The sequence below is a fragment of the Reichenbachiella versicolor genome (genome assembly GCF_003171675.1).
Classification (GTDB): domain Bacteria; phylum Bacteroidota; class Bacteroidia; order Cytophagales; family Cyclobacteriaceae; genus Reichenbachiella; species Reichenbachiella versicolor.
Genome location: NZ_QFZQ01000003.1, coordinates 155,451 through 180,152 on the forward strand (window position 1 = coordinate 155,451; position 24,702 = coordinate 180,152).

Below are 24,702 nucleotides of genomic sequence, written 5' to 3' on the forward strand. Positions count from 1 at the left end.
GTGTTTATTCCATTACTAAAGCATTTTTTTCTTTGAGAGTAAGTTTTACATAGTTGTGATCATCCCAGAAGTTCTCTGAGAATCCAGTAGCTTCATGAAAAAATATAGCATCATCATGTAGAGCATTGGTCATCTGAGGTGCTTCAGATACCGTGTCAAAGTCAGTGACTACTAGCAGAGCTTTATAAGAATATGTCTGTCCGTAGTGATCCCATGTCCCAGAATAAGAAACTGTATGAATATACCAAGTTCCATCAATATGGACGTACTCTTCTGTCCATTTTACATTGGTCCAGAAAATTTGATTGTCAATGACAGGGAAATATTCTGCTTTAATGACTGCTTTCGTTTCTGAGTCTACATATAGTGTTCCTCGTGTATTCCCTTTTTTGTTTCTAGGTTCAAACTTTAGTATGAAGACTTCTTTTCCGTCATAATTAGTGATACTTTCTTTTGAGTACACATAGTTATTCATATTGTCTTTATTCAAGAAGCTGTCTTCTCTGCGAGTCGCGCTTTGTATCATGTCACTGGCGTGTCCGTTGAACATAGGGATACCAAGAGAATCTAAAGAAAGAAATTCTTTGCGTCTGGTCTTTTTAGCTTCTACAATAGATTTTTCCTTACTGTAAATCGTTGGAAGATAGATGTCAAAAATTCCTTCCGCCAAGTAAGCGCATTCATTTGGTGTATTTACAGATTCCTTATAGTATGTTTTCATTAGCTGGTCACCGTATTCGTAATTGATCTGGTGAAAGTTATTTACATCTTTCATAATAAGTTCCGCAGAATATACCTCTATGTCATCCAGAAATTCCGTAGACTGTTTCATCTGAATATGAATATCATTCATGTTTTTAGATAGTGGTATAGACTGTGATTCGTACCCAATGAATTTGACCAGTAGTTCATGTTCTTGGTCAGGGTTGTCAATTAGTAATACGAATTCTCCATCGAAGTTAGTAGTAGTACCTATGTGAGCATAGATAACATTAGCAAATGGAAGAGGTTCGTGAGTTTGGGCATCCATTACATACCCAGTAACTAGAACTGGGGTATTGGCAGTAGCAACTCTGAGACTCGATACCACTAATGCTATAGAAAGAAACAAATTCTTCATAAGTCTTTTTAAAGTATGATAAACTATCTGTATTACAGGAAATTATCTACTTCAAAGGTAGAGGGGCTGAAAAAAAGTTCCCAGAATTTAGAAGCCTATTGATCGAAGGATGGCAGGGGGTTCGTCGAAAAACGATAGCTAATATTGGAATAGTGCAATTAAAACACTGCCATTTGTATTATTTCAATAGGGCTAATATCTGGGCAGCTCTATGTGTATTGAAGTTCCTTTTAGCCTTTTACTGCATACACTGATCTTACCTTTCAAGACATTCACCTGATTATATGTTTTATAAAGACCTACTCCACGTCCTGGCAAATCAGAATCAAACTTTTCGTATAGTTTAAACAATCTTTCAGTGTTTTGTTTGGCTTCAAAACCGACACCATTGTCTTCTACTTTTATATCATAAGTGTTTGCTTTCTTTTCAAATGAGATATGAATAGATCGCCTACCTTTTTCAACGTCATAAAACTTAATGGCATTATCAATCAGGTTTTCTAAAATTCCATCAATAAATCCAGATATACAGTGGATTTGATCGTTTGTTGAAATATTAGAGTTGATTTGAATCTGTTTAGAGATAATTTCTTCACTATGATTTTCAATTATTTGGTCGACAATCTTACCAATTTGAATTAGTTCATAATGGTTGTTCTTGCTTTCTCTAATAGATACTATGTGATTTAGATCTTTAATAATGAGATCTAAATTATTGGTAGATACTCCAAGTAACTCAATAACCTCTTTGTTTTGGTTGCTCAATGAATCTTTATCAATTAATTGAGTTAGCCCCATTATGTTAGCTAAAGGGCTTCTTAGGTTGTGAGAAATGATATAAGCGAACTTTTCTAAATCGTCATTTTGGGACTTAAGGGTACCAATGAGTTCGTTTTTTTCACTTTCTATCTGTGATTTGATACTAGAGTCATGTATGATTCCGTGTATCTCTCCGTCTTTTTCAAGGCAGTTTATTTCTGCTACAAAAGAAGATCCATCTTGTCTACAAAGCTCAACCCTATAATCGAGTAGTCTTTTTTTACTCCGTAACTCACTAAGAAATTTTTGTCTGTCTTCGGAGTCTTTGTACAGAGAGGGAGTACTAAGACATAAAAATTCTTCTTCACTTGAAGCACCAAATAGTTCTAGCATTGTCTCATTAACAAAGAGTATTTTGCCAGTATCTATTTTCGCTCTATAGATTCCTAATGGTAGAGTTTCTGTTAATAGTTCGTAGTTATTTTTAGTTTGGTTTAGATATTCAGCTGCTTCAGACTGATTCGTAATGTCTTGAACGGTTCCGATAATTTTAGATGCATTTCCATCTGAGTCTCTAATGACTGATCCTTTAGCAGAAATGTGTTTGAGAATTCCTGATTTGGTTTTAATTCTATATTGAATTCGTGTCGGTATTGGTCCACTTTTCGAAATGCTTTTTTGGATAGCATCGTCATAATCACTTTGATCCTCATTAATTATTAAGTCTCGAATAGAATCTATTGATGGTCCAATTTCCTTGGAAAGTTCGAATATTTCGTACATTTCTGTAGACCATGATATTTCATTTTTCTCCACATCCCAGAACCAACTAGCCATTTTAGCCTCCTTGTGAGATGTTGATAAAATGAGTTTCAGTTTTTCATTTTCATTTAAGATCTCATCCCAATCACCAGTCGAAGGAGATTTATCGAGGTTATATCTTTTGTCAAAAAACGTGGATATCGATCCAACTATCAGACACATGCCTAATAGTGACTCAGTTGACATTATTATGTCCATATAAACTTAATGATTCTTTTAACTGGTTGGGTTGGTTGAAAATGTAAATAAAACTCCTAATCAAATTTACGCAGGCAAACCTACTTCAATATCATCTTATTGTCAATTAACCTCCTGTAAGGCAGGTAGATCGTTTAAATTGCTGCTCGTTTTGGTGAAAAATCAAAGTATAGTTTAATTAATTATCTATATAATTCAATGACCCAGTCAAAAAATCTAGGAGTAGCCTTAGCCATAGTAGGTGTCGTAATGTTTTCTGCAAAGGCAGTAATGGTCAAGCTTGCTTATCAATATGAAGTGGAGCCAGTTACTTTATTGTTGCTAAGAATGATATTTGCTCTTCCTATTTACATCATAGTTGCTATTAGGCTGTTTCAAACAAAGAGACCAAGAGTATCTTCAAAGGATTATTTATGGTTGGTCTTTTTTGGGTTTGTAGGATACTATTTGGCTAGCTACTTTGATTTTTTAGGTTTGGAATACATCAAGGCAGGGCTGGAAAGAATAATTCTTTTTGTTTACCCCACACTTGTAGTAGTGTTTTCGGCCATTTTTCTCAGAACTAAAATTAACTCCACTCAGCTCATTGCTATTCTCATAACTTATTTGGGCATACTTGTTTCATTTTATGGAGATCTGCAAATTGAAGGTGATGCAGTATGGATTGGAGGAGGACTTATATTCTTAAGTGCAACTTGCTATGCTGGATATTTGGTAGGAAGTGGCTGGCTGATTCCTAAGTTTGGTGCTACTATGTTCACATCTTTGGCAATGATAATATCCTGTATTTGTGTATCCGCACACTTTGCTATGGATATAGATTCGCAACTTTTGAACTACCCTACTGAAGTGTATTGGTATAGCTCAGCGATGGCTATACTTTCAACCATTATTCCCTCTTATTTGGTCTCTTATGCCATTAAAATTATTGGTGCTCCTAATTTCTCTATTATTGGAAGTCTTGGGCCAATATCTACTATTCTACTAGCTTATTTTTTATTGGGGGAGTCATTTTCTTGGCTTCAAGCGGCAGGGACAAGTCTTGTCATTTTAGGGATTTGGTTCGTGTCTAAGAAGTGATCTTAATGTTTGATACCTTTCAAGGTTGAGTTGAATTGGGTAACTTATAGAGGGATAAGGCTACCCAATTATGAAGCATACAAAATACCCTCACATTTTCACTCCTCTAGATTTAGGATTTACAGTGCTTAAGAATCGTGTGTTGATGGGGTCAATGCATACAGGTCTTGAAGAGCAAAAGGGAGGCTATGAGAGGTTAGCAGCTTTCTACGCTGAAAGAGCTAAAGGGCAAGTAGGGTTAATCGTAACTGGCGGTATATCTCCCAATAGACAAGGATGGGTCAAACCATTTTCATCGCGTTTAACGCGAAAAAGTCATATAAAACAACATCAACTGATTACAAAAGCTGTACACTCATACGAAGGGAAAATTTGCATGCAAATTTTGCATGCTGGACGGTATGGATATCATCCATTCAATGTAGCACCGTCTGCAATTAAGTCTCCGATTACACCATTCAAACCATTTGCATTATCGAATAGAGGAGTGGAAAACACAATTAAGGACTTCATAAGGTGTGCAATACTAGCCAAAGAAGCTGGGTATGATGGGGTGGAAGTAATGGGGTCTGAAGGCTATTTGATTAATCAGTTTCTAGTAGAGCATACAAACATGCGTGAAGATCGATGGGGTGGCAGTTATGAAAATAGAATACAATTTCCATTAGAAATAGTAAGAGGGATAAGAGAAAAAGTAGGGCATGATTTTATTATAATATTCAGACTGTCAATGCTTGACTTAATCCCGAGAGGGAGTAGTTGGGAGGAGATTGTGATTCTAGCTAAAGCTCTTGAAGCTGATGGAGTTAATATAATTAATACTGGGATTGGTTGGCATGAAGCTCGAGTTCCTACAATAGGAACAATGGTACCTAGAGGTGCATTTACAGAAATCACGGCCAAGATGAAAAAGGAGGTGTCAATTCCTCTTGTAACTACCAATCGAATCAATGCGCCTCAAAAAGCGGAAGAAATATTATCTGCAGGCCATGCGGATATGGTGTCAATGGCGAGACCATTTTTGGCAGATCCAGAAATCGTAAAAAAATCGTATGAGCAAAAGGAAGATGAAATAAATACCTGTATCGCATGTAATCAAGCCTGTCTTGATCATGTTTTTGAACAAAAAGTTGCGAGTTGCTTAGTAAATCCTAGAGCTTGTCATGAAACGATAATGAATATAGAAGCTGTCCAAACTGCTAAAAAGATTGCTGTAGTGGGGGCTGGTCCAGCAGGATTGTCTTTTGCAATCAATGCAAAATCGAGAGGGCATGAAGTTACCTTATTTGATGCCCAGGCAGAAATTGGAGGTCAGTTTAATATAGCGAAGAAAGTCCCCGGTAAAGAAGAGTTTTATGAAACTATCCGGTACTTTAATAAACAACTTGAGATAAGTGAAGTGAATGTGAAGCTCAACCAAAAAGTATCGGCTAATGATTTAATAGGATTTGATGAAATTGTAGTTGCTACGGGTGTTTATCCTCGAACTCCAGCTATCTCAGGAGTAGACTCACACAATGTGGTTTCCTATATTGACGTGTTGCAAAATAAAGTCCTGGTCGGAGAGAAGGTTGTTATTCTTGGAGCTGGAGGGATTGGCTTTGATGTAGCACTGTATCTAAGTCATCAGCAAAATGAAGATGGATTCCTTAATAAATGGGGGGTAGAGCTAAATGGTAAGTTTCGTGGAGGACTTAATGGGGAAATGGTGGATCACCAACCAAAACGAGAGATTACTATGCTTCAGCGCAAGTCAAGTAAAATGGGCAAAGGTCTTGGTAAGACAACTGGTTGGATTCATAGAACTGAACTTAAAAAGCGTGGAGTGAAAATGATATCTGGTGTAAGTTATGAGTCTATCACTGAGAATGGTATAAACATAAAAATGGGGGACGAGTCTTCATTCGTACCAGCAGATACTATTGTCTTGTGTACTGGGCAATTCTCTAACAATCAACTAGCAGCGGAATTAAAAAGTAAAGGTTTGAATTGTCATGTGATAGGAGGAGCTTATCAAGCAGGAGATCTAGATGCTAAAAGAGCCATTGATCAAGCTACTAAACTTGCACTGTCTATCTAATTATAAATTTTCTATTCTTTTTTCCAGTTTCCATTAGTTCTCATCAAGATTTTCATTTTGAAAGCTCAAGTAGACCTACTTGAACTGATAAGCCTCTATTGCACAAGTCAGACTCGAATGTATTTAACCGGCTATATCCATTAAAAAATTTATTCCAAGTTTAGAAAACTTCAAGCCAATCGCTTTACTAGGTTTTAACATTGACTATAATGGTACTTGGTCTCTTTGTTAAAATTCCTCAATTGTTCTTGAACTTTCACTATGGAGTTACAATACAAGGCTTAAAGATGAATAATCATCTACCTATTAATATTTCCAAGTAAAAAAGTGTAAATCGTTTTATAGTATTCTACCCATCAGAAAAAATTATGCACACCCTACCTACTATGCATATATGCACACCCTAAGACCCTTGCATATATGCATACCCCATATAGTGTGCATAAATTAAATTTGCCTAAATGGGGTTGAATTATTCTGTGATATTGGAGAAAACTAAAGCCTCTAATACATAAAGCGGGTTTAATTTCTGACACTATAAAATGACTATAGTACATCTAGCCACTTTCTTTATTTTATTTGCCAATCCATTTTTGAATAGAAAGTTTTGAAGAGAATTGATATAAAGTCTTTAGTAGTATATGAAGATGATAGTTTTGTAGCTATTAACAAACCTCCTTTCGTCTCTACATTGGAAGATCGAAATGACCCTTATAACATTTTGTCTTTGTATAAGGAACAGTTTGGAGACGGGTTTGTCTGTCATCGTTTAGATAAAGAGACATCTGGGACTTTATTAATTGCCAAGACTGAGGAAGCCTATCGTCATGCAGCTTTGCAATTTGAAGATAGATCTGTTCAGAAAGTTTATCATGCTTTGGTAGCAGGTCGGTTCATGGATGATGTGATCAAAGTTGATTTACCATTGAAGATAGGAGGCTCAGGAAAGGTTCGGGTCGACAATCGTCAAGGCAAAGAAGCAGAGACGCTATTTAGAACATATCAAGAGTTTGGACATTATACAATAGTAGAAGCAAAACCAGTTACTGGACGTCGCCATCAAATAAGAGTACATTTAGCTTATATAGAATATCCGATAGTAGGAGATGGGCAATATGGAGGAGAACCAGTATTCCTTTCAAGTTTTAAAAAGAAGTACAAGCCATCAAGAGAAAGAGAAGAACGACCTTTATTTGATAGAGTAGCATTGCATGCCTATTCATTAGAGTTTAAAGATCTCAATGGTAATACGGTGAAAATAGAGAGTGATTATCCAAAAGATATTCAAATGATCATTGGAAAACTTGAGAAGTACGATAGATGAAGAATCACTTTTGACTTAGAATGTTTAAGTAAACATTAGATTTTTACTGGATGGCTGTTATATTGAAACTTGTTCGTTTGAAAGAAGCAATTATCTTTGATTTTTAGTGTTTTGATATTCAGATTTTTCTTTTTCCTTTCCTAGTTGCCTCCCCTTATTGTAATAGAAACTTAAATTGTCGATATGATGCAGGTAGTAATCATCGAAGATGAGGAGTTAGGAGCTGAATTTCTTGTTCAATTACTCAATAAGAGCCCATTTGAGATCGAAGTTCTAAGTGTTTTAGACAGTAAAAAAGAAGCTATTGAATGGTTTAAAGTCAATACTTGTGATCTTATTTTTAGTGATATTCACTTAGGTGATGGAAGGAGTTTTGAAGTATTTGACTCACTTAAAATTAAGATTCCAATCATTTTTACAACAGCCTACGACCAATATGCCATACAGTCTTTCGACTATTATGCTGTTGACTATTTATTGAAACCTTACAATTACGAAAAGCTCAACGCTGCTTTAGAAAAATACACCACACTTGGTATATCCGTAAAACAACAGACTGATAATATTGAAAAACTATTGACTAAATGGGAAGAGCGACAAGTCAACAGAAAAAGACAAGAAAGGTTTTTGGTAGGTAAGGGGGATCAATTTATTTCTCTGAATATTGATGATATAGCTTGTTTTATGGCAGATGGTAAATACTTGTATTTGTTCAATAACTTGGGAGAGTGTTTTTTGTATGATGATACAATTACCAACTTGGAAGAAACACTGTCAACTAGAAAATTTTTTAGGGTTAATAGAAAGTATATCATTAATCATGCTGCAATCAAATCGATTTCAAAATATAGTGGAAGCAGAGTCAGTGTCATATTGAATATACCAGCTTTGTCAGAGGAATCTATAATTGTGAGCTCTAAAAATGTAAATGCATTCAAAGAGTGGTTGAATGCTTAAATCAAGTCAATTGGGAATCACCAATATGAGAGGTATCGAAATCTTAATGTTCAAATGAAATTTTTAAGGGAGATAAAGAATCACTGGTTTTTCTTTAATGTAAGTGTTTTCTTGATTTTATTATTCTTTGCAATTGATTATTTGATTGCTAATAGGATTACAGATGTAACCAAAGACCTTACTGGACAAGTAATGAGACAGAGATTGATTTCTCAGAAAAACACTCTTACTTCTCTACTAGATGAATTGGACGCATATGCTATACACGCTCGCAGTGTTTTGGATAGTGCTGCAAGGCCAGATGACAAAGAAATACTTTCAAAATTGGCAATGGTAAGTGAGTTTAGCCTAGCTCATGATAACATAGTAAGCAGTTGGGCATATGTACGAGATGTTCAAACAGGAACCAAGAAGATTTTTTCTCAATTTTCAGAGACTGATTCAGAGAGCCAAGTTTTAAATCTCATTTCTCACGTAGGGCTACATACAGATACATTGGTGAGTGAAATAGTTAGAGACCAAGATTCTATTTTTGAGCGCAAGATTCTTATTAAAGAAATTTTGCCTGATAAGGTGTTAGTTTTTGGTTATGATATTGATCTTATAGGTTTTTGGAAGAAATATTCTTATCGGTATCCTACAGCAAGTGGATATGACGTGCTTTTTGATGAAAGCGGTATTTGTCTATTTCATCCAGAATCTAAGTATATAGGTCAGCGTTTAGATTCTTATTTTAAAGAAGTTACATCTGATCAGGTATTTCACAGAGCGAGAGAGTTAGAAAAAGAACCTTTTCCATCGCTTCAGAAGTTATTAAGTACTCAAGTACTGTCAGAGTTTTTAGCTCTAGATGTAATTAGGTATTACGATGTGCTAAATGCTGCAAGTGAAAGACAGATAATTCATGTCATTAGTTTTCCTGTTGAGATCAACAAACAAGAATCTATCCTTTCAGTCAAACGTTATTTTTATTGGATTAGTGGGTTGACCTTGCTCACTTTTATTGTCATATTAGGACTATCTAGATTACAGTTGAAGAATGAGTTCAATAGGAATTTACTCTACGAACGAGAAAAAGAGCAACTCAAACTGATGAATGAACAGTATCAGCGAGAAAATGCTGTTCTTCAACTGAAAAGGTTGAAAAAAGTAATAAACCCACATTTTTTATTCAATACCCTCAACTCTTTAGTCATACTTATTGACTCTAACCCAGTGCTTTCTCAGGATTTTGTACTTAAGTTATCTGAAGTTTACAGATACCTTCTAAAAGACCCAGAAAAAAATCTAATCACTTTAAAAGAGGAAATCGATTTTTTAGAAACCTATATTTTTTTACAACAAGTTAGGTTCAAGAGTAGTCTAAAGGTCTCGATTTCAAATGAAAATCATCGTGATTCTACGCATATTTTTATCCCCTTTTTGGCTTTGGAAACTTTGGTTGAAAATGCCATAAAACACAATCAGATTACAAAGAAAAGCCCATTGTACATTGATGTTACAGTTGAAGCTGAGCAAATAGTCGTATCCAATAACTATAACCCTAGAATCGAAAAGGAAACAGAGAGTCATCAGATAGGTTTGGACTATCTGAAAAACGTCTACAACTATTATGGAGATTCTTTTAGGACGGAAATAGCCGACAGTAAGTTTATCTGTTACTTGCCTTTACTCCCAAAATAGATTATTTCACTCCCAAAATTTGATCACTCAGTCCTAATTTTTTTTTGTTGGTAAGATGCAATTATAAGTTTGTATCAAATCATAAAAAGTATGAGGAGTTATTTGAGATGTTGGGTTGTACTGTTTTTTCTACTCTTTGCTTATGATGGCTATTCACAAGCGAAGGAAGAAAAAGACACTACATCAGTTGATAGTACTAGCGATGAGTTTTCTTACAAGAAATTAATGGATGAAGGCCAGGTGAAAAAAGGTCTTTTCAGTGTGTATCAACTAAAGGAAGACATCTATTTTGAAATCCCAGACTCCTTACTGGCTCAAGACATACTGATAGTCAATAAAATCTCTAGTGTACCTCATGCACTAAACGGTCATGGGCTAAATAAAGGAATGGCTTATGAAAATAAGCTCATTCGTTTTTATAAAGATACCTTAATGAAGAAGGTATGGGTTAAGACCTTAAATCCCGCAGTGAAATCACCTGAAGAGGATTTGATTACTCTATCTGTCAAGAAGAATTATAGTGAATCGGTCATAGAAGAATTCGAGATAGCCTGTCAAAATGATGACTCGACGTCGGTTGTTATTAAAGTCAATAAAGTTTTTGATGGAAGAGAGAAGAGTTTTACAGACTTACTTTCTAGCACAGGTTTAGGCGGGAGTATCAAGTCGAAGTTATCGAAAATAGAATCCGTCAAGTCTTTTCCCGAAAATGTTGTAGTGAAGTCCTTGATGACGACCTCTGTTACAGAAGGAGGTGGGCCAGCGATGCCTTTGACAATCGGTATTACTGTCAATATAGTCCGTTTACCATCTCAAATAATGAAACCGAGGTTTGCAGATGATAGGATAGGTTACTTCAGTATTCCAATGGATTACTTTTCAGATGAGCAACATAGTGTTGAAAATAGACGCTTATTGACAAGGTGGAGATTGGAACCTCGAGAAGAAGATATTGAAAAATATAAGGCAGGTCAGTTGGTAGAGCCTAAGAAACCCATTGTCTATTATATAGACCCCGCAACACCCTCCAATTGGAAATCATACATCAAAAAAGGTGTATTAGATTGGAATTTGGCATTTGAAGAAGCAGGGTTCAAAAATGCAATTCAGGTTAAGATACCAGATGTTGATGATCAAGATTTTGATATTGATGACGTAAGGTACTCTGTGATTACCTATGCAGCATCAAATCAACAAAATGCCATGGGGCCTTCTATAATTGACCCCCGAAGTGGTGAGATATTGGAAGCAGATATTATTTGGTGGCATAATGTCATGAAGACTCTGCATAAATGGATCAGAATACAAACAGGCCCTATAGATCCAAATGCAAGAGCTAATAAGTTTTCGGATGAATATATGGGAGAGGCAATAAGGTTCGTTTCTTCTCATGAAGTGGGGCATACTTTTGGATTAGCGCACAATATGGGTGCTTCTTATAGTTATCCAGTTGATTCTCTGCGTTCTCCAACTTTTACAGAAAAAATGGCAGGAACATCTGCATCCATCATGGATTATGCGAGATACAACTATGTGGCGCAACCTGGTGACTCAATAAAAGAGCTTCACCCAGAAATCGGTGTATATGATTTATATGCGATTGCTTGGGGTTATAGGTGGTTAGATACTAAAACACCACAAGAAGAGGTAGATGTACTCAATCAATGGTTAAGAGCTCATGAAGATGATCCATTGTATTTCTACGGACCTCAGCAAGGTAACGGAATCATAGATCCTCGTGCACAATCGGAAGATTTGGGTAATGATGCAGTATTAGCTAGTCAGTATGGATTACTGAATTTGAAAAGAATAGTACCTGAGATCATTAATTGGACTGAAGAGGAAGGGAAAAGTTATTACGAAGCCTCTAAGCTTTACAAAGGAGTGATCGATCAGTGGCTTCTTTATACAGGCCATGTCATGGCTAACATAGGTGGTGTGTACCTCAATAACTCAGTCTATGGAGATGGTAAGGATAGCTATGTTCCTGTACCTACTGAAATTCAAGAAAAATCTTTAAAGTATTTGATTGATAACGCTGTACTACCCCAGAATTGGCTTTTTACACCTGAATTAATCAATAAAGTGTATGCAGTAAGAGATGCCCCTGATGGTAAGAGATACTATTCTCCTGTGTCACTTATGAGAGCATATCAAGAGGAAGTGATGTATAGTCTTCTTAAAACAAATAGAATGATGAGGCTGGTTGATAATCAAGTATTATACAAGGAAGGACAGAAGGTATTTACAGCTCATGATATTTATGATGCACTATTCGAAGCTGTTTTTAAGAACCCATCTCAGCACTCTTTATCAATATATGAGCGTATGACTCAAAAAAATTATGTAGACGTATTGACTATTGATAGAATAAAGCTACTTAAGAAAACACATGAAAAAACACTGAGTTGCTCTCATCGCCATTTTAAGAATGTGCATTACAGCTATATTCCTAGGGTGTCGGATGAGGCATCTGGTAAACGTGCGGAGCTAGAGCGCGTCATGAAATTTTTAGAAAAAAATAAGAAAAAAGGGGATAGAGCCACCAGAGAGCACTATGGTGACTTGTTGGCAAGAATTAAATACAACCTAGAAAAATAAGAGATATGATGAAGCATCTGATCTACATATTCCTACTCTTTCCGATAGCTGCTTTTGCTCAAAAGCAAGTAAGCGGTCAGGTAATTGATATTGAGAATCAAGAACCTATTATAGGTGCTTCTGTATACGTGTCTCTTACAGCAGTAGAACAGGAGCGTTCAGTAGTTGGAGGACTGACGGATATTGATGGAAAGTTTTCATTTGAAGTCCCTGAGCAAGCAAAAAATCTGATCGTTTCATTTACAGGATATGAAACACAAACAATTAAAATCGACCAGCAGACTAATGATTTAAAGATCTCTCTTAAGCTATCAGTACAAATGCTGGATGAGATTGTTACCACTGGATATCAAGAGACTACTTTGCGAAAAGCAACTTCATCTTATGTCAAAGTGGAGGCTAAGGATATCAAGCAAGTAGGAGTGGCAGACGTAGATCAAATGCTTGCTGGTCAGTTAGCAGGTGTTTGGGTACAACCAACCAATGGAGCCCCAGGAGCACCTGCTAAAATCAGGATTAGAGGTACAGCAACTTTGAATGGATCTTCAGACCCTCTTTGGGTATTGGATGGAATACCGCTTGACGGTAATCAAGTACCCAGCGATTTTACTGATAAAGATAATATTGATCAGCTGAAAACGTACCCAATTGCAGGTATCAACCCAGATGATATAGAAAGTATAACAGTATTGAAAGATGCAGCAGCTACCTCGATATATGGTGCCAGAGCAGCAAACGGCGTTATCGTAATAACTACAAAGACAGGTGAAAAAGGGAAAAATAGGATTAATATCAACGCAGCTACTTTTATCACTCAACGCCCGGATTTTAGTAAGCTCAATTTAATGAATTCATCTCAAAAAGTAGATTTTGAGCTTTTCTTAGCAAGTAGACCAGATTTAGACTATCAATCAGAAAGAGGGGAAGTAGCTCGGATACTCAATTCATTGGGAGAGTATGACGATTTAGCTGAAAAAGGTTTTTCAGGTTTAAGTCCAGAAGCCCAAGCCGCCATTAATAAACTTAGAACAACGAATACCAATTGGGGAGAAGAGCTATATCGAACAACAATTAATCAGCAATATGGTTTGAGCATGTCAGGAGGGAATGACAAAAATGTGTATTACTTCTCAGCTGGTTATTATGATGAACAAGCAGCAACTATAGGAGCTGGCAAAAGGAGGTTTAACCTTACCGTTAAGAATACCTATTCTCTTAACAACTATTTAAAATTTGGAGCAGCATTATTTGGAAGTCAAAATAAAACCTACTCTTATTTAAGGGAAAGAGATGCTATAACCAGTCCAGCGGCATATGTGAGAAATGTAAACCCATATTTAGGATTACGGGACGAGAATGGTGATTTCATTTATGATCCAGACCTTACTGAGATTTCTGATGTTGATCTTGACTATAATGTACTCGAAGAAAGGCAAAATACAAGTAATGAGTTAATTGCAAATTCGTTTAAGTCAATTTTTAATCTTGATTTACGAACGAATATAGGTTTAAGATTATCTACTCAGCTAGGACTTCAGTTTGACAATGAAAGGTCAGAGCAGTTCTCAGATGAGAATAGTTATTTCACTAGAAAATTTGAATTAAGGTCTAAGTACACAGATTCATCTGGAGAGGATTTGTTTTACCTGCCCAAAGGAGGAATTATTCAGAACTCAAACTCTAATGCCTTTCAATATACTTGGAAAACTACAGCAAACTATGGGCAGTTGTTTTTCGATAGACACGATGTTGATATACTAATAGGGACTGAGTTTAGAGAAAGAACTAATACAGATATAGATAATAAAGCATTTGGGTTTAATCCTAATACTTTGACATCAATTCCAATCACTAATGATTTAGTATTAACGAATTCTGGTTTTAAACAATATCAAAAGTTTGTGGCACATGATGCTTTTACTTCTTTTTTTGGGACTCTATCATATATATATAGTAGTAAGTATTCGATATACAGCAGTTTAAGATATGATGGATCCAATCTGTTTGGAGTAAATCCAAAATTCAGGTATCTGCCAATCTGGTCTGTTGCAGGTGCTTGGACGCTATCAAACGAGAGTTTTTTTAGTAGTAGTTATTTAGATATTCTAAAATTCAGAGTATCGTATGGGATACAAGGAAATATCGATAAAACTACATCCCCTTTTGTAATAGGGACTTTTAATACAGAGAGTGTTTTACCAGGGATAGAAGAGGAGGTTATTAGAACCACAGGCGCACCAAATGCCGATTTAAGATGGGAAAAAACCACTTCTATCAATCTAGGATTTGATCTTGGGCTATGGGGGAATAGAGTATTTCTTACTAGTGATTATTATTATCGTAAGAGTACAGATATCATTGGATTTAGATCTGTGCCATTAGAATCAGGTTTTAACTTTATCAATACTAATTGGGCGACAATTAGTAACAGAGGATTCGAGATTGTTTTAAATACTGTCAATGTATCTAATAAACGTTTTCGGTGGTCTACAGCTTTTAACATCTCATCCAATAAGAGTAAAGTCAATCAAATAGAAATAAGGGAAGAAGAATTTACCCCTTCAAGAAAGGGATATGGTGCAGATGCTGTTTTTGCAATCAAGACAGATGGGGTAGATAGTAATGGCTTACCCTTGTTTAAAAAAGATGGAAGAACTTTAACTGCTGTTGAGTTTTACAATTTAGCTGAAGGTACGGATGGAAGTCAGCTGACTAGAGAAGAACATAGAAATTTATATACTTATATAGGTGATGCTGCTCCTAAGTTTACTGGAGGATTGAATAACACATTTCGTTACGGCCCATTTGATTTACAAATATCTGCCAATTTTAGCTTCAAACAACTAGTGCGGAGATTACCATCATATAATATGACAGTAACTAGCCCTCGGTTAAACTATAGTACTGAAATTCTTTCTGCTGGTGAAGGTAGTTTACCAGGATTGATAGGGAGAAAATCAAGAGGGTTTGATACTGAGCTGGTATATAGATGGTTTAACTCATTTGACGTAGGAAACACTTACGATCATTTTGATATTTGGATTAAGGAAATCTCATATGTCAGAATTAATAGCATTCGATTAGGGTATAATCTACCTAATCAAGCACTTAAAAAACTTAATATTTCTTCAGCTAGGGTTTTTGTTGAGGGAAGAAACTTATTTGTTTTTGGTACGAAGATTGAAAACTTCTTTGATCCAGAAACTTACGGTAGTCAATATGCACAGCCGATTCCTCGAATGATTTCTACAGGTTTAAAGGTATCGTTTTAATTATGATGAAAAAGATGGCACAAATTAGTTGGATTATAGGAGTACTAATGATTAGCTGTGATGATTATTTGGATATAGAACCAGTTGGATTGGTTATTCCTAAATCGGTAGAGGAGTATAGAAGCTTTTTGACAGCGGCATATTCATTCCCTAAACAACATAAGATATTAACTACTTATAGGGCTGATGAAATCACTTTAAATGGAGATGAGTTAGGAGTAGATCAATATCAGGATATCTATACTTGGAATGATTTAAATCCTAATTTAAATACTATTGATTTTCCTTATGCTGTTTTTTACACGGTCATCTTTTATACCAATCATGTAATACAGAACGAGAAAGAGATAACTGGAGATCAAGAAGATATTGATCAATTAGTAGGAGAGGCTTATGCCTTAAGAGCTCTTCAGTATTTTGATTTAGTAAATTTATATGGAAAGCCTTACGATGAATCTAACGCAATATCAGATGAAGGTGTTCCTATCGTTACAGAGTATGATTCTGAAAGGAGATTTGCTAAAGAGTCCATAGAGGAAGTTTACAAGTTAATTATAAGCGACATAGAGGAATCTGAAAAACGATTAAACATTGAACAACAAGAGATAGGGTTTAATTATCGATTCTCCCTTGTAGCCATTAAGAGTTTCAAGGCAAGGGTTTTTCTTTTTCAAAAGAAATGGCAACAATCTATTGATCTAGCCTTAGAAGCGTTAGCTATAAAGCCAGATTTGATGGATTTAAATGTTGATGAATCAATCATGTCATCTGAATATAATTCTATAGAGTCCATACTGGCATTAGATCTAGTTGTCTCATTAGACATTATTCAAAATGCTCACGTTTCTGATGAATTGATCACTAATTATGATCAGTTAGAAGACAAAAGGTTTTCTAACTATTTCAAAGAAAATTCAGATGGAAATTATAGTTCCAAAAAAGGTACTCTTGATAATTTTAAATGCACCTTTAGAACTGCGGAACTCTACATGATTTTGGCGGAATCATATGCCAGACTTGGAGGGGATCAAAACTTGAATTTAAGTAAAGGGTACCTGTACCAGCTCCTAGAAAATAGATACACTCCTGCCGGCTTGGAAGCCTATAAAAATAGAGTCGAACCACTCAATGCAGATGACTTAATACAAGAAATTCTCATAGAACGTCAACGCGAATTTGCTTTAGAAGGGCATCGCTGGAATGACTTGAGAAGAACTACTCAAAAGAAAATTACAAGATTGTTTGATGGGACTACTTATGTGTTAGAGCAAAATGATGAACGGTATACTTTGCCATTTCCTCAGGACGCCATAATTAACAATCCAGACCTATAACCTATTAAACAGTTTTTAAACATAAAAATTAGCATTATGAGAATAATCAAGTCAGTATTGGTTTTAATTGCCTTAACCTTAGGATTCATAGCTTGCACAGAAGATGAGCCTAGCAAGTCAAACTTAAACACCATTGAGTCTTTCGAAATTGATTTCGGTGATGCGGATCCTGTCAATTATGAATTTGGAGATGATATTTCTGTCAGCGTACCTTTTGGTACTGATGTTACAGGTAAAACTGTTACAGTAACAGTTTCTGAAAACGCAACGGTAGAGCCTGCATCTGGAAGTGTGATAGATTTTGTAGATGGCGAGTCAATTGAATTCAAAGTAACTGCCGAAAACGGTGAAATAAAGTCTTACAACGTTACAGTAACAATAAGAGGTGAAGTTGGTAGTGGTTCAAAATTGGATACATATACAGTAGAAGACCCATTTAGAGGAAATTCTACAACCACGTATAAGTATTCTGACGAGTCGGGTTTTGTAATTGAGACTAATAAAAGTACAGTCTTATTTGGTGAAGAGACTAAAACTAAAACAACATTCGTCTACGATGATAAAAATCAAGTAGTAGAAGAGAAAACCGAAAGTGGGGATGATTTAGGAAGTACTATTTACACTTACAATACGGTTGGTCAGATTATTAGTTCAGAATATACATTAAACGATGAGTTGACATATACCTATGTGTATACATATGATGCTATTGGATTGCTATTAAAATCGGAAAGAACTGATCTAACAGATGACAATTTTAAATCAAGTGATGAATTTACAATAGAAAGTGGAAACGTAGTAAAGGAAATAAACTCTAATCAAGAGTCTGTTGCAACATATGATGATAAAAGGAATCCTTTTAAACCACTTTATCCATCTGCATATGCTGACATAAACATAGGTATACAGTCTGTGAATGAAAACAATCCTATTTCAGGTACATTATCAGATGATGATATTGTGTATGAATACAACGAAGATGGATATCCTATATCAGCCAACTATACTTATTTTGATGGTTTGGCTACCGTTAGTAAGACCTACACCTACTTTGAGTAAAATTTAATCGATAGTTGTTTTTGGAGGCAGCCTTTTGAGTACAAAGGCTGCCTTTTTAGCTTTTATAAGCAAGTGGTTTTGTATTAGCAGCAGTCTATTTACGTCAATTTGTTGAAATACAAATTGTTCTGAAATGATAATCAGCGTTTCTAGTGAAGTAATTAGTGGCACAGTTTTGTTTTCAAATATTAAAAGTCTAATTTTGTGTCCCCTTTTCGGAGGGCGTTGGATTTTGACTATAAAAATCGTTATATAAAGTGGATTCAGTAAGTTATAAAACAGCAACAGTCAACAGTACTACAGCGGAAAAGAACTGGGTAGTCGTTGATGCTGAAGGAAAAGTATTGGGGAGATTGGCTAGTGAAGTAGCTAAGATGATCCGAGGAAAACATAAGCCAGGTTATACTCCAAACGTTGATTGTGGTGATAACGTAATCGTTGTTAACTGTGACAAGATTAAGATGACTGGTAAGAAATGGACTGATAAGGAATTGGTAAGACACACTGGATATCCAGGAGGTCAAAGAATCCAAACTCCTAATGAGGTAATGGCTAAGTCTTCTACTATCCTAGTAGAGAGAGCAGTAAGAGGTATGCTTCCAAAGAACAGATTAGGAAGAGCCTTGTTCAATAATTTGTTTGCGTACGAAGGTGCAGAGCACAAGCATGAGGCGCAAACTCCTAAAGAAGTAAAACTATAATCTGAATGGAAGTAGTAAATACCATTGGAAGAAGAAAAACATCTGTTGCTAGACTTTATTTAGGTTCTGGTAAAGGTGAAGTGAAGGTAAACAACAGGGATTTGAAAGAGTATTTCCCATTCGAGATTTACCAAACTATCGTTAAGCAACCACTAGTACTAGTTGAAGAAGACGGAAATTTTGATATTAAAGTCAACGTACAAGGAGGAGGAATGAAAGGTCAAGCTGAGGCAATCAGATTGGCTATCTCTAGAGCTTTGACAGAAATCAACCCTGAGCACAGACCTCCTTTGAAGAAAGAAGGATTCCTTACAAGAGACCCTAGAATGGTTGAGCGTAAGAAGCCAGGTAGAAGAAAAGCAAGAAGAGCGTTCCAGTTCAGCAAGCGTTAATATTCAATTATTATATATACACAAGTTAAATGGCCAAATTAGAGCATAAAGACTTACTTGACGCTGGTGTTCATTTCGGACACATGACGAGAAAGTGGGATCCAAGAATGGCACCGTACATCTTTATGGAGAAAAACGGTATCCATATCATTGATCTACATAAAACGCTAGAGTGCCTCGAAGAAGCGTCAAACGCACTCAAGCAGATCGTAAAATCAGGAAGAAAAGTGATGTTCGTTGCTACAAAAAAGCAAGCGAGAGAGATCGTTTCTACTGAAGCTCAAAAATTGAGAATGCCTTACGTAACTGATAGATGGTTAGGTGGTATGTTGACCAACTTCGCTACTATTCGTAAGTCATTAAAGAAAATGTCTTCTATCGATAAGATGATGAAAGAGGATTCTTTCAAAGCACTTGCTAAGAGAGAAAGACTAATGATCAGCAGAGAGAAGGTGAAGTTAGAAAGAGTACTAGGTGGTATCTCTGAATTGACTAGACTTCCAGCTGCATTATTCGTAGTGGATATCAAAAGAGAGCATATTGCGATCAAAGAAGCACAAAAGCTTAACATTCCAGTATTTGCATTAGTAGATACTAACTCTGATCCAAATCAAGTTGATTTCCCTATCCCAGCAAACGATGATGCTTACAAGTCTATTGAGTTATTGATGAAATTCATCGGTTCTCAAGTAGAAGAGGCATTAGCTGAGCGCAAAAAGGATAGAGATGAGCAAAAGGAGAAAGAAGGAGCTGCTGAAAAAGCTGCTGTAGACACTCCAGCCGCTGAGAAAGCTGAATAACGAGTACTTTATAGTATGATAATATAATGTTGAACACTGTAACGATGACTAAGTCGTGGCAGTGTTCAATTTTTGTTTACATGGAGTCCAATGGATGATAATGTTGGTATTTAAAATACCAATTCTGTTTTCGATTTGACACTGTGATGAATCAAACTTTAACAAGAAAAATCTAAAAGAATATACAAATGTCAATTTCTGCTAAAGAAGTAAACGAGCTTCGAAAAATGACCGGAGCTGGAATGATGGACTGTAAGAAAGCATTGGTTGAGACTGATGGTGATTTCGACGCAGCAATTCAAGTTCTAAGAAAAAAAGGTCAAAAAGTATCTGCAGCTAGAGCTGACAGAGAAACTACTGAAGGTGTTGTTTTTGTTAAAACTAACGCTGACCAAACTACTGGTGTAGCTGTAGCTTTCACTTGCGAAACTGATTTCGTGGCTAAAAACGCTGATTTCGTAGCTTTAGGCGAAGAGATCGCTACTGCAGCTTTCGAAAATAAGCCAGCTGATATCGAAGCTTTGAAAGCTTTAAAAGCAGGTGATTTAACTTTCGCTGAGAAGATTGTTGACATGACTGGTAAGATCGGTGAGAAACTTGACGTTATCGCTTATGAGGTAATGGAAGGCGAAGTAATCGTACCTTACGTACACATGGGAGGAAAACTTGGAGTTCTAGTTTCTTTGAAAAACACTAACGGTACTGATGTAGTAGAAGCTGGTAAAGATGTAGCTATGCAAATTGCTGCTATGAACCCTGTTGCTCTTGATAAAGATGGAGTAGATGCTTCTGTAGTTGAGAAAGAGATCGAAATCGGAAAAGAACAAGCGAGACAAGAAGGAAAGCCTGAAGCTATGCTTGAAAAAATCGCTATGGGTAAATTGAATAAGTTCTACAAAGAGAACACTCTATTAAGCCAAGCATTTGTAAAAGACAACAAACAAAGTATTTCTCAATACTTGGATGGTGTTTCTAAAGGTTTAACCGTTGCTGAATTCAAGAGAATCAACATCGGATAATCGATTAGATATATCTAAATTGAAAACCCATTTCGACCTTGTCGGAATGGGTTTTTTTGTACCAGAATATTTCTATTGACTAACGAAACGAAGTTTAAGGAACCTCGTCTTTAGCTTAGTCAACCTTAATAATTTAATTCGATAAACTTCTCTTAAATGAAACAAGTACTAGCTGACATTATCACCATCGGAGATGAAATACTTTATGGGCAGATTGTAGATACTAATAGCCAATGGATTAGTGAACGATTAGATGAAATCGGGGTGAGAGTAAAGCGCAAGTATTCAATTTCAGATACGGCTGAAGACATAAAACAGGCTATGGATGAGTCTCTAAATCGTGCTGATATTATCTTATTAACAGGTGGGTTAGGTCCAACAAAGGATGATTTGACTAAGCATACTCTGTCAGAATATTTTCAGATGCCTCTAGAGTTGAATACTAGTGCACTGCTGGATGTAGAAGAGATATTCAAGAAGTACAATAAGGAACTGACCGACCTTAACAGGGGGCAGGCATATTTACCTAAAGGTTGTGTAAAAATTACAAATGATAGAGGTACTGCACCTGGTATGTGGTTTAATTACAAAGGGAAGGTAGTTGTGTCGATGCCTGGAGTACCATTTGAGATGAAAGCCATGGTTGAACGGTCTGTGATTCCAAAGATTAAGGAGAAGTTTAGATTACCAGTAATTCATCATAAAGTGATCAGGACGATTGGAATAGGAGAATCATGGTTATCAGAGATGATTGCGGATTGGGAAGATGCATTACCACATTTTTTGTCACTAGCCTATTTACCGAGGAAAGGTCAGGTAAGATTGAGGTTAACAGGTATTGGAGAGGATAAATATGGTCTAGAGCTAGAAATGGAAAAGCAGGTCAAAAAAGTTCTTCCAATTATTCAAAAGTATGTGTTTGGGTTTGGTGATATGGAAATCGAAGATGCAATAGGAGAAACCTTGAAGTCTAAGGGGCTTACTATTGGTACAGCGGAGAGTTGTTCAGGAGGATTTTTAGCACATAAGATTACTTCTGTGGCAGGTAGTTCTGAGTATTATAGAGGTTCGATCGTGTCTTATCATAATGATATTAAGAAAGATATATTAGGTATAAAACCAAAGACACTGGAAGCTTATGGGGCAGTTAGTGAAGAAACAGCGACAGAAATGGCACTTAATGCTCAGAAGAAACTAGGGGTTGATATTGCCGTTGCAACTACTGGTATAGCTGGGCCAGGAGGAGGTTCAGAAGAGAAACCTGTAGGTACCGTCTGGTTAGGTTTAGCCTATGGTAAGAAAGTATTTACACACAAACTCAACCTTGTTGGTACTCGTCAACTTAATATTGAAGCAACTGCTACTCACGCTCTGGACTTTGTACGTTTAGTATTGTCAGGTGATACTCATAAGTAATACTCATCGTTGAATTTTCATTTAGACTCTATATAGACTGGTATTAGGTGCTTTTAAAAAAGAAATTATTCCTTTATTCTAATTTATAGAACTAACTGAATAATGTCTCAACATTTCCTAAATCGACACAAAACTATCTCAATGAATGTAGGCTGATATGGTACTTTAGGATTCGGAAGCATAATTTGTATCTGAATGAAAAGTGCCATTATGAAAAAAATATTAACTATTCTATTGCTGGTTTTGGGGTTCAATTTATCAGCACAGAAGAAACCCAATATCCTTTGGGTAATAACAGATGATCACAGAGCTGATGCAATAGAGTATTACAATGAAGTGACTACAGGGAAGAGTGAGAGTCCTTTAGGTTACGTATTGTCTCCTAATATAAATGAATTATGTAAAGAGGGAACATTGTTCACGAATGCCTATTGTAATTCTCCTATGTGCACACCGTCTCGTAGTTCTATGCAGTCTGGAAGATATCCGTTTCGTAGTGGGCATTATAAATTTAAATCACATCAGACAGCAGGTCATGTGAAACCGACAGTTTCTCAGACTTTAAGAGAGGAAGGATATGGTACGGCTGTATTTGGAAAGACAGGTTGGGGAATTAGGCACAAGGACGGAGATAAAGGGTTCTATGATCATACAATCAATTTTTCTCGAGATTTACAGCAACGAGGTTTTGGAGATATTTTCGGAGCAGGGGCGAAGTATTCATTTCCTGAAGGAATATTGACTTTGCATCAACTAAAAGAGACTGCATTATACCCGGACGGAACAAAGTTTACCTATTTGACATTGAAAGATGATGGTGAAATACCTCAGGAGGATAAGGAAATTAAAACCAAAGTAGAAAAGGACTTTAATATTTTAAGAGCCTACACTCGCATAAACACAGGGTTAATATTAGGAGGAGAGAATCCTATGCCTGCAGGTAAAACGGTGGATGGTTATATAGTTGAAGAACTCAAAAACTATTTAGCCAATCAAGATCAGGATTTCAAAACTTTGGCGGGAAAAGAAGTTAGAGGAGCAGATAGTCACAAGCCACTTATGATCAATTTGGGTTTTCATCTACCCCATACTCCGGTACTCCCACCAAAGGAGTTCAGAGATAAGTTCAAGAAGAAAAAGTATAACATCCCAGAATTTAGTACCGATGAACTGTCGAATTTTCCTCCACAGTTAGTGACGCTTTACAATGAGTGTAAGACGGATCAAATGACAAATGCAGAGAAACTACAAGCTATTCGAGATTATTACGCCTTCTGTGCATATGGAGATGCATTGATTGGAGAGTCCGTTGAGGCATTTAAGCAGTACTGTAAGAAAAACAATCAAGAGTACCTGATTGTTTTTACTGTAGGTGATCATGGTTGGCATCTCGGTGAACAAGGCATTATGGCGAAGTTTGGGCCTTGGAAGCAGTCTGTCCATAACGCAGCAATTATAGTAGCGTCAAATAAAGAGAAGTTTCCCGAAGGAAGAGTGGTGACTGATATGGTAGAGTTCGTAGATTTTGTACCTACGATGCTATCAGCTGCAGGCGTAGATATTGAACAGCAGAAGTTTAGTTATTTAGATGGGTATGATTTATCGAGAGTAATTGAAAAACCAGAAGAAACTAAACGTGAGTATATCATAGGAGAGGTCAACGTAGTATGTGGACATCGTGCCTATATGAGAAACAAAGATTTTGCTTTTAGTATGCGAACACGTGATCGCTGGGATGTAGCTTATACTGAAGACCTCAACAAAGACATTATGTGGGCACTGACATGTGATAGACCTAAGGCTGATTTAGCCTTGTACGATCTTCGAAAGGATCCTTTAGAAAAGGAGAATGTAGCCAATGAACAAGAGTATAGAGATTTGGCTGATTGGTTTAGAAATAAGTTGGGGAGGATAGTGCTAGGTGATGGTAGAGTCGAATGTGATTGGACTAAGCCTAATAGCTACGCGTTGAGTAATTTTGCATCTGGATCTGATGATAAGAAATTGGATATACCTGTAGGCTTGATTCCTCCGGTAAATTATTAAGCTGTGCTATACACGGTAAATATGTCACCCATAGTGACA

General features: G+C 36.3%; 17 protein-coding genes. 15 read left to right on the plus strand and 2 right to left on the minus strand.

The window, feature by feature from the left end; all coding sequences use genetic code 11:
* Positions 1-4: 4 nt before the first annotated feature.
* Both DKG80_RS08835 and DKG80_RS08840 read right to left on the minus strand, forming a co-directional pair.
* Positions 5-1,120, minus strand: coding sequence for a carboxypeptidase-like regulatory domain-containing protein (locus tag DKG80_RS08835; protein WP_109830973.1), 1,116 nt, complete (start codon positions 1,118-1,120; stop codon positions 5-7).
* A 192-nt stretch (positions 1,121-1,312) separates the two neighbouring features.
* Positions 1,313-2,899 (minus strand): PAS domain-containing sensor histidine kinase, encoded by a 1,587-nt coding sequence (locus DKG80_RS08840; protein WP_109830974.1) that lies wholly within the window; start codon positions 2,897-2,899, stop codon positions 1,313-1,315.
* Between the two features lie 198 nt (positions 2,900-3,097).
* Here DKG80_RS08840 and DKG80_RS08845 point away from each other — a divergent pair, with 198 nt between their 5' ends.
* The 15 genes from DKG80_RS08845 (at position 3,098) to DKG80_RS08920 (ending at position 24,663) form a co-directional block, all read left to right on the plus strand.
* Positions 3,098-3,979 (plus strand): DMT family transporter, encoded by an 882-nt coding sequence (locus DKG80_RS08845; RefSeq protein ID WP_109830975.1) that lies wholly within the window; start codon positions 3,098-3,100, stop codon positions 3,977-3,979.
* Positions 3,980-4,049: 70 nt separating this feature from the next.
* Positions 4,050-6,059: an oxidoreductase gene (locus DKG80_RS08850; RefSeq protein ID WP_109830976.1), complete on the plus strand. Its 2,010-nt coding sequence runs from the start codon at positions 4,050-4,052 to the stop codon at positions 6,057-6,059.
* Between the two features lie 607 nt (positions 6,060-6,666).
* Positions 6,667-7,383, plus strand: a complete 717-nt coding sequence (locus DKG80_RS08855) for an RluA family pseudouridine synthase (RefSeq protein WP_109830977.1) — start codon at positions 6,667-6,669, stop codon at positions 7,381-7,383.
* A 183-nt stretch (positions 7,384-7,566) separates the two neighbouring features.
* Positions 7,567-8,340, plus strand: a complete 774-nt coding sequence (locus DKG80_RS08860; RefSeq protein ID WP_221409090.1) for a LytR/AlgR family response regulator transcription factor — start codon at positions 7,567-7,569, stop codon at positions 8,338-8,340.
* A gap of 54 nt (positions 8,341-8,394) precedes the next feature.
* Entirely contained in the window at positions 8,395-10,023 is a 1,629-nt protein-coding gene (locus DKG80_RS08865) for a sensor histidine kinase (RefSeq protein WP_109830979.1), read from the plus strand.
* A 90-nt stretch (positions 10,024-10,113) separates the two neighbouring features.
* Entirely contained in the window at positions 10,114-12,624 is a 2,511-nt protein-coding gene (locus tag DKG80_RS08870; RefSeq protein ID WP_109830980.1) for a zinc-dependent metalloprotease, read from the plus strand.
* Positions 12,625-12,632: 8 nt separating this feature from the next.
* Positions 12,633-15,896: a SusC/RagA family TonB-linked outer membrane protein gene (locus DKG80_RS08875; protein ID WP_109830981.1), complete on the plus strand. Its 3,264-nt coding sequence runs from the start codon at positions 12,633-12,635 to the stop codon at positions 15,894-15,896.
* 14 nt (positions 15,897-15,910) lie between these two features.
* Entirely contained in the window at positions 15,911-17,230 is a 1,320-nt protein-coding gene (locus tag DKG80_RS08880; protein ID WP_221409091.1) for a RagB/SusD family nutrient uptake outer membrane protein, read from the plus strand.
* 36 nt (positions 17,231-17,266) lie between these two features.
* Positions 17,267-18,289 carry a hypothetical protein gene (locus DKG80_RS08885; RefSeq protein ID WP_109830982.1) on the plus strand — a complete coding sequence of 341 codons (1,023 nt, stop codon included), beginning with the start codon at positions 17,267-17,269 and terminating at the stop codon, positions 18,287-18,289.
* A 257-nt stretch (positions 18,290-18,546) separates the two neighbouring features.
* The gene (gene rplM, locus DKG80_RS08895) at positions 18,547-18,990 is read left to right on the plus strand and encodes a 50S ribosomal protein L13 (RefSeq protein ID WP_109830984.1); all 444 of its coding nucleotides are present in this window, start codon (positions 18,547-18,549) and stop codon (positions 18,988-18,990) included.
* Between the two features lie 5 nt (positions 18,991-18,995).
* Positions 18,996-19,382, plus strand: a complete 387-nt coding sequence (gene rpsI, locus DKG80_RS08900; protein ID WP_109830985.1) for a 30S ribosomal protein S9 — start codon at positions 18,996-18,998, stop codon at positions 19,380-19,382.
* A gap of 29 nt (positions 19,383-19,411) precedes the next feature.
* Complete coding sequence (gene rpsB / locus DKG80_RS08905; protein WP_109830986.1) at positions 19,412-20,182, plus strand: 30S ribosomal protein S2; 771 nt, start codon at positions 19,412-19,414, stop codon at positions 20,180-20,182.
* 188 nt (positions 20,183-20,370) lie between these two features.
* Positions 20,371-21,201, plus strand: coding sequence for a translation elongation factor Ts (gene tsf, locus DKG80_RS08910; RefSeq protein WP_109830987.1), 831 nt, complete (start codon positions 20,371-20,373; stop codon positions 21,199-21,201).
* A 156-nt stretch (positions 21,202-21,357) separates the two neighbouring features.
* Positions 21,358-22,617 (plus strand): competence/damage-inducible protein A, encoded by a 1,260-nt coding sequence (locus DKG80_RS08915; RefSeq protein ID WP_109830988.1) that lies wholly within the window; start codon positions 21,358-21,360, stop codon positions 22,615-22,617.
* A 210-nt stretch (positions 22,618-22,827) separates the two neighbouring features.
* Entirely contained in the window at positions 22,828-24,663 is a 1,836-nt protein-coding gene (locus tag DKG80_RS08920) for a sulfatase-like hydrolase/transferase (RefSeq protein WP_109831150.1), read from the plus strand.
* The last annotated feature ends 39 nt before the right edge of the window (positions 24,664-24,702 follow it).